The 6,178-nt window shown below is 76.8% G+C and carries 9 protein-coding genes; 5 read left to right on the top strand and 4 right to left on the bottom strand.

Going from position 1 to position 6,178, the window contains the following annotated elements; all coding sequences use genetic code 11:
* Together ACWEO5_RS37755 and ACWEO5_RS37750 are read right to left on the bottom strand one after the other, a co-directional pair.
* Nucleotides 1–960, bottom strand: a 960-nt coding sequence (locus tag ACWEO5_RS37755; protein WP_452166598.1) for an ROK family protein, incomplete at its 3' end; no start/stop codon positions are given.
* Between the two features lie 244 nt (nucleotides 961–1,204).
* Nucleotides 1,205–1,948, bottom strand: a complete 744-nt coding sequence (locus ACWEO5_RS37750) for an aggregation-promoting factor C-terminal-like domain-containing protein (protein WP_452166597.1) — start codon at nucleotides 1,946–1,948, stop codon at nucleotides 1,205–1,207.
* 427 nt (nucleotides 1,949–2,375) lie between these two features.
* On the opposite strand from ACWEO5_RS37750, the gene ACWEO5_RS37745 reads away from it, so the two are divergent.
* The 3 genes from ACWEO5_RS37745 (at nucleotide 2,376) to ACWEO5_RS37735 (ending at nucleotide 3,975) form a co-directional block, all read left to right on the top strand.
* Entirely contained in the window at nucleotides 2,376–2,660 is a 285-nt protein-coding gene (locus ACWEO5_RS37745) for a hypothetical protein (RefSeq protein WP_344556644.1), read from the top strand.
* 39 nt (nucleotides 2,661–2,699) lie between these two features.
* A complete protein-coding gene (locus ACWEO5_RS37740; RefSeq protein WP_452166596.1) occupies nucleotides 2,700–3,356 on the top strand; it encodes a class I SAM-dependent methyltransferase in 657 nt (218 codons plus the stop codon).
* 121 nt (nucleotides 3,357–3,477) lie between these two features.
* Nucleotides 3,478–3,975 carry a DinB family protein gene (locus ACWEO5_RS37735; RefSeq protein WP_452166595.1) on the top strand — a complete coding sequence of 166 codons (498 nt, stop codon included), beginning with the start codon at nucleotides 3,478–3,480 and terminating at the stop codon, nucleotides 3,973–3,975.
* An 83-nt stretch (nucleotides 3,976–4,058) separates the two neighbouring features.
* Here the strand turns inward: ACWEO5_RS37735 and ACWEO5_RS37730 are convergent, their stop codons facing one another.
* Together ACWEO5_RS37730 and ACWEO5_RS37725 are read right to left on the bottom strand one after the other, a co-directional pair.
* The gene (locus ACWEO5_RS37730) at nucleotides 4,059–4,313 is read right to left on the bottom strand and encodes a helix-turn-helix domain-containing protein (RefSeq protein WP_452166594.1); all 255 of its coding nucleotides are present in this window, start codon (nucleotides 4,311–4,313) and stop codon (nucleotides 4,059–4,061) included.
* A gap of 46 nt (nucleotides 4,314–4,359) precedes the next feature.
* On the bottom strand, nucleotides 4,360–4,860 hold the full coding sequence (locus tag ACWEO5_RS37725; protein ID WP_452166593.1) for a nuclear transport factor 2 family protein: 501 nt from the start codon (nucleotides 4,858–4,860) through the stop codon (nucleotides 4,360–4,362).
* 112 nt (nucleotides 4,861–4,972) lie between these two features.
* On the opposite strand from ACWEO5_RS37725, the gene ACWEO5_RS37720 reads away from it, so the two are divergent.
* Both ACWEO5_RS37720 and ACWEO5_RS37715 read left to right on the top strand, forming a co-directional pair.
* On the top strand, nucleotides 4,973–5,545 hold the full coding sequence (locus ACWEO5_RS37720; RefSeq protein WP_452166599.1) for a TetR/AcrR family transcriptional regulator: 573 nt from the start codon (nucleotides 4,973–4,975) through the stop codon (nucleotides 5,543–5,545).
* Entirely contained in the window at nucleotides 5,542–5,913 is a 372-nt protein-coding gene (locus ACWEO5_RS37715) for a pyrophosphohydrolase domain-containing protein (RefSeq protein ID WP_452166592.1), read from the top strand. Before ACWEO5_RS37720 ends, ACWEO5_RS37715 begins: the two co-directional genes overlap by 4 nt.
* Nucleotides 5,914–6,178: the final 265 nt, after the last annotated feature.

The raw sequence follows: 6,178 nt of genomic DNA, 5'->3' as shown, positions 1-6,178 counted from the left end.
GCAGCCGCGTGAGCCGCAGGGGCAGGGGCGGCCGTTGTAGTCGACGGTGATGTGGCCGAGGTGGCCGGCGTTGCCGGTGGTGCCGGTGTGCAGGGGCGAACCGCCGCCGCGCGACGCACCCCGCCGGTGCACCGCCCGGCCGGGCCGTCCGGACGGCGCCCGGGGGACGTCCGGGTACCCGGCCGGGTCGTAGCGGCCGTCGTCCGGCAACGGCACCAGCGCCAGCCCCGCCAGCAGGCCCTCCGCCGGGACCAGGCCGCGCCGGTGCTCCCCGCACAGCGCGCACTCCCGGACGTGCCGCCTGATCCGCTTGCGCCACAGCGTGCCCGGCAGGCCGTTCCAGCCCGCCGTCAGCTCCGCCAGCCACGGGCAGCCGGGCACCGCCGCCAGCGCCCGGACCACCACCCGGGCCGCCTCCAACTGCCCCTTCATCCGCTGCACCCGCACCGCCGCGTGCTGCGGCGACACCTCCAGCGCCGCCGCCAGCTCCGCCCGGGACAGCTCGCCCGCCGCCTCCAGCCACCACAGCGACAGCAGCTCGCGGTCCGCGCCGTCCAGCCACCGGGTCGCCTCCGCGACCTCCCGGCGCTGCTCCGACAGGCCCAGCCGGACGATGGTCAGACCCACGAAGTCCGCCGCCGGATCGGCCACCGCCGCCGGGTCCGGCACCGCCTCCACCCCGGCCACCGCGTCCGCGTCCCGGAACCGCCGCCGCACCTGGTTCAGCGCGATCGCCATCAGCCAGCTGCGGAACCCCGCCGGATCGCGCAGCGCCCCCAGGCCGTCCACGGCCCGCAGCATCGTCTCCTGCACCACGTCGTCGGTGTCCGGGTGCCCCGACAGCGCCCGGCCCACCACGTTGTACACCAGCGGCAGGTGCCCGCCGACCAGCTCCGCCACCGCCTGCCGGTCACCGCGCTGCGCCCGCCCGACCAGCGCCGCCGCCCGCCCACTGTCCACAGCCCGGTCCGTCCTCGTGTTCTCTCGTCCTGCCCTCACACCCTCGGAGATCCACCGGGCGACGGCGGATAACGCAAAATGCGGGCCGGACCGCGCGGTGCTCCCCGAGGCCCTCCGGGGCTCCCGGAGGCCCTCCGGCGCTTCCCGGCAGACGCGAAGCATAGTGAGCCGCCCGGAGAACGGCGAAGCCCGCGCGCCCGGGGCGGACGCGCGGGCCGGGGCCCTGCCGGTACGGCCGGGCCCCTCAGTACCAGTGGTGGGCCTGCCAGAACGACCAGGCGCCGCAGGGGCTGCCGTAGCGGCTGTTCATGTAGCTCAGGCCCCACTTGATCTGGGTGGCCGGGTTGGTGCGCCAGTCGGCGCCGGCCGTGGCCATCTTGGAGCCGGGCAGCGCCTGGACCAGGCCGTAGGCGCCGGAGGAGGCGTTGGTGGCGGTGTAGTCCCAGCCGCTCTCGCGCTTCACGATCTCGCTGAAGCACTGGAACTGGGCGTCGTCGCCGATGATCTGCCGCGCGGTGGCCTGGACCGACCCGGCCGGGATCGTGGCGAGCACGCTGCGCGCGGCGGCCTGGCTGGCCTGCTCCTTGGCGGCCTTCTCCTTCGCCGCCTTGTCCGCCTGCTCCTTCGCGACCCGGTCGGCCTCCTCCTTGGCGGCCCGGTCGGCCTCCTCCTGGGCGGCCCGGTCCGCGTCGGCCTTGGCCTGGGCGTCGGCCGCGGCCTTCTGCCGGGCGGCCTCCTCGGCGGCCTTCTTCGCGGCGGCGTCGGCGGAGACCCGCTGCGCGTCGGCCTGGTGACCGAGACCGTCACTGACCTGCTGGGCCTGCGCACCCGCGGGGGCCTCACCGAACAGCGTGGCGCTCGCGACGTCGACCGACCGGACGGGGGCCGTCCCGCCTTCGCTGCCGGCCGCCGCGCCCACCACGGCACCGACGGCGGTCACCGCGGTGGCGGAGACGACAGCGACGCCCCGGACCGAGATCCGAGTCACATGCTTTCCTTCCGGCGTCGCCCGGCACCAGAGCCGCCGGGCGGGTATCCACCCCGCGGGCCCCCGTCCCGCCGACCGGAGCCGGTGGACCTGCGGTGCCGTGCGCGGGGCCTGACGCCGACTCACCCTGCCGCACCCGGACGGCTCCACGCAATCGCCTGCGCCGTGGCGGATCTCACAGCGGCGCCTCCGTCCGGACGCTCGGTGGACGGATGGTGACGCCCCGTCAGTTCCGGCCCCGTCCGACCGGTCCGACCCCGTCCGCCCGGTCCGGTTCGGCGCAGCCCGGTGCGGTTCGGTGCAGCCCGGTGCGGTGCGGCGTGACCCGGCCGGCCGGTGCCTTTGCGCGGGCGGCGCCGCAGCGGAAGGCTGGAGCCCGCACGCCCGCACGCTCGCACGCCCGCCTCCTCGACCACCTGGAGTCCCCATGAAGACGTCCGAACGCCGCTGCGGTGCGGCGGCGAACGGGTTCTCGATCGGCTCGATCGGGTCCTTCCTGTCCATCGGCTCGGTCGGGTCCTTCCTCTCGATCGGTTCGGTCGGCTCGTTCCTGTCCGTCGGCTCGATCGGCTCCGCGCTGTCCGTGCTGTCCGTCGGCTCCTGGCGCAGCACCGCCTCCGCACTCAGCGCCGACTCCGTCCTCTCCCTGCTCTCCTACCGCTCGGTGCACGCCGTCCGCGCGGCCCACCGGCGCCGGGGCGGACACGGCTGACCGGACCGAACTGTCGGTGGCGGGTGGGAACGTGTACGGATGAACGAAGCGCCCGGCTCCATCGCCGACTACTGGAACGACGCCGCCCCCGCCTTCGACCAGGAGCCCGACCACGGCCTGCGCGACGGCACCACCCGGCTGGCCTGGCAGCGCCGCCTCGCCGGGTGGCTGCCCGGCGAGGGGCTCGACGTGCTGGACGTCGGTTGCGGCACCGGCTCGCTCGGGCTGCTGCTCGCCGAGGCCGGGCACCGGGTGACCGGCGTCGACCTCGCCCCCGCGATGATCGACCGGGCCCGGGCGAAGTTCGCCGCCGCCGGCCTGGAGGGGTACTTCCTGACCGGCGACGCCGGCCGCCCCCCGACCGGCACCGCCCGCTACGACGCCGTGCTCTGCCGCCACCTGGTCTGGACGCTGCCCGACCCGACCGCCGCCCTGCGCGCCTGGGTCTCCCTGCTGCGCCCCGGCGGCCGCCTCCTGCTGGTCGAGGGCCGCTGGCGGGAGGCCGGCGCCGCCGTCGAGCCGTACGCCCCCGGCGCCGAGGCCCTCCCCTGGGCGGGCGGCGTCCCCGCCGCCACCCTCACCGCCGTGCTCCGCCCGCTGGTCCGCGAACTCGACCTGCACCCGCTGGAGTCCGAGCCGGCCCTGTGGGGCGGCCCGGTCCACGACGAGCGCTACGCGGTGCTCGCCCGCTGCTGAGCCCGGCGCGGCGGCCGGGCAGGCGGGTGGGCGAACGGACAGGCGGGCGGCCAGCGACGGGCAGCTGGCGGACGGGCGGACGGGGGGCGGGCTGTCGGTGCGGCGCGGTACGGTCCCGCCCATGGCCGACACCGAACTGACCACGCTGCTGGACGTGTTGAACGGCAGGCGCAGGCACGTCCTGGAGATCCTGGCGGGCCTCGACGAGGAGGCCCTGCGCCGCCCGGTGCTGCCCTCGGGCTGGACCTGCCTGGGCCTGGTGCACCACCTCGCCCTGGACGTCGAGGAGCTCTGGTTCCGGGCGGTCGCGGCGGGGGAACGGGCCGCGATCGAGGAGATCCTCGGCTCCGGGGCCGACGCCTGGCACCCCGACCCGGCGCTGACCGCCGAGCAGGTCTTCGCCCGCTACCGGCAGGAGACCGCCCGCGCCGACGCCTTCCTCACCACCGCCGACCCGGACGCGCCGCTCGCCTGGTGGCCGGACTTCTTCGACGACTGGCGCTACCACACCCTGCGCGAGGTCGTCCTGCACGTGATCACCGAGACCGCGACCCACGCCGGGCACCTGGACGCCGTCCGCGAACTCCTCGACGGGCGCCAGCACCTGGTGCTCGACTGAACCCGAGCCCCGAGCCCCGAGCCCCGAGCCCCGAGCCCCCGAACCCCCGGGCCCCGAGCCCCCGGGCTTCGCGGCCCGCCGGCTCAGTGGGCCGTCTCGCCGAGCCAGACGCCGGCGGCGGTGTCGAGCGGGAGGCCGAGTGCGGCGCAGAGCCCGACCACGGTGCCGAAGCCGGGGCTGGGCAGCCGGCCCATCTCGATCTTGCGGAGGGTCTCGGGGGAGATCCCGGCACTGTGCGCGACGGCGACGGGGTCGCGGCCGGCCCGGGTCTCGCGCAGCAGCGCACCCAGGCGGCGGCCGGCCTCGATCTGCTCGGGGGTCAGGGGGACTCGCACCATGCGGACACGCTACTCAACCGGCTCACCCCCGCCCAAGCGTCCGGCTTCAGCGCAGCGGCAGCTCCGCCCCGCCGTCCGTTCCGCCGCCCGCCCCCTCGCCCGTCCCGCCGGGCTCCCCGGCCGGGCGGGGGCCATGGATGCGGCGCTCGGCGGCGTCGATGCGGACGTCGTCGATGCTGGCCTCGCGGCGGCGCATCAGGCCGTGCGGGTCGAACTCCCACAGCTCGTTGCCGTAGCTGCGCCACCACTGGCCGTCTGCGTCGTGCCACTCGTACTGGAAGCGGACGGCGATCCGGTCGTCCCCGAAGGCCCAGAGCTCCTTGCGCAGTGCGTACTGCTGCTCGCGGCGCCACTTGGCGGCGAGGAAGGCGGTGACCTCGGCGCGGCCGGTGAGGAAGACGTCCCGGTTCCGCCAGACCGTGTCGGGGGTGTAGGCGAGGGCGACGCGCGCGGGGTCGCGGGTGTTCCAGGCGTCCTCGGCGGCCCGGACCTTGGCGAGCGCGGTGGCGCGGGTGAACGGGGGGAGCGGCGGGCGGTGCTCGGACACGGCGGCCTCCAGTAGTCCGGCGGGATGGAGAACGTACGTTCTCCAGGGTGGCGGCGCCTACGCTAGGGAACGACCGTTCTCCATGTCAAGATCCACCGGACCGGAGCCGCCGATGCCCGCCCCGCTCACCGAGGAACAGGCCCGCCAGGACGGCGAGGCGCTGCTCGACGCAGCCGAGGCGCTGTTCTACGAGAAGGGCGTGCGCGCCGTCGGCATGGACGAGCTGCGCGCCGCCTCCGGACTGCCGCTCAAGCGCATCTACCGCCTGCACCCGGCCAAGGACGACCTGGTGGTGGCCGTGCTGCGCCGCGCCGACCGGCGCTGGCAGGCCCGGCTGTCCGCCGCCGTCGAGACCCGGCACGACCCGCGGGCCCGGCTGCTGGCCGCCTTCGACTGGCTCGGCGACTGGTTCGCCGAACCCGGCTACCGGGGCTGCGCCTGGATCAACGCCTTCGGCGAACTGGGCCCGTCCTCCCCGGCCGTCCTCGCCGAGGTCCGCGCCCACAAGGCCGCCTTCCACGCCCGACTCACCGGCTGGGCCCGCGCCGCCGGCCTCGCCGACCCGTCCCCCGTCCCGCTGCTGGCCGAGGGCGCCATCGTCACCTCCGCGATCACCGCCGACCCCGCCCCGGCCCGCCGGGCCCGCGCTGCCGTCGAGGCACTGCTCGACGCCCGAGCGGCATGAGCGGCACGGGCGGCACGGGCGACACGGGCGGGGAGGCGGTCGCGGGCCGGGAGCGGCGGGGCAAGCTGGTGCGGGACCGGATCCCCGAGATCATCCGGGCGGCGGGCGGGGAACCGCAGGTCCACGTCGCGGACGGGGACGAGTACCTGGCCCGGCTCGGGGCGAAGCTGCACGAGGAGGCGGACGAGGTCCGGGCGGCCGCCTCCGCGCCGGAGGCACTGGAGGAGCTGGCGGACCTCCTGGAGGTGCTGCGGGCCCTGGCGGCGGCGCACGGGGCGGACTTCTCCCGGGTGGAGGAGATCCGGCGGCGGAAGGCCGAGGAACGCGGCGGCTTCGCCGGACGGATCGTCTGGACCGGCAACCGCTGACACCGCCGGTCGGCGCCGCGGGGCAGGCGGTCGAGGGTGCGGCGCGCCGCCGCTCCGTGCGGCTCGCCCGCCCGTCCGAACTCACCGGCCGCTGTGAGGCCGCTCCGGTGGCCGTCGGCCGGCGAGCACGAAGTCGCGGCACCCGTCCTGGGCCGCCCCTTGATCGACCCGGCGGCCGCGCACGGCTCCGGTCCGCTGCTCCGCGAGGGCCGGGGCGCCGAGGGCGAAGGGCTCGACGAGGTGGCGCACCCCGGCGGCCCGGGGC

Source organism: Kitasatospora sp. NPDC004272, assembly GCF_053603035.1.
This window is presented reverse-complemented; position numbering and strand designations above follow the sequence as displayed.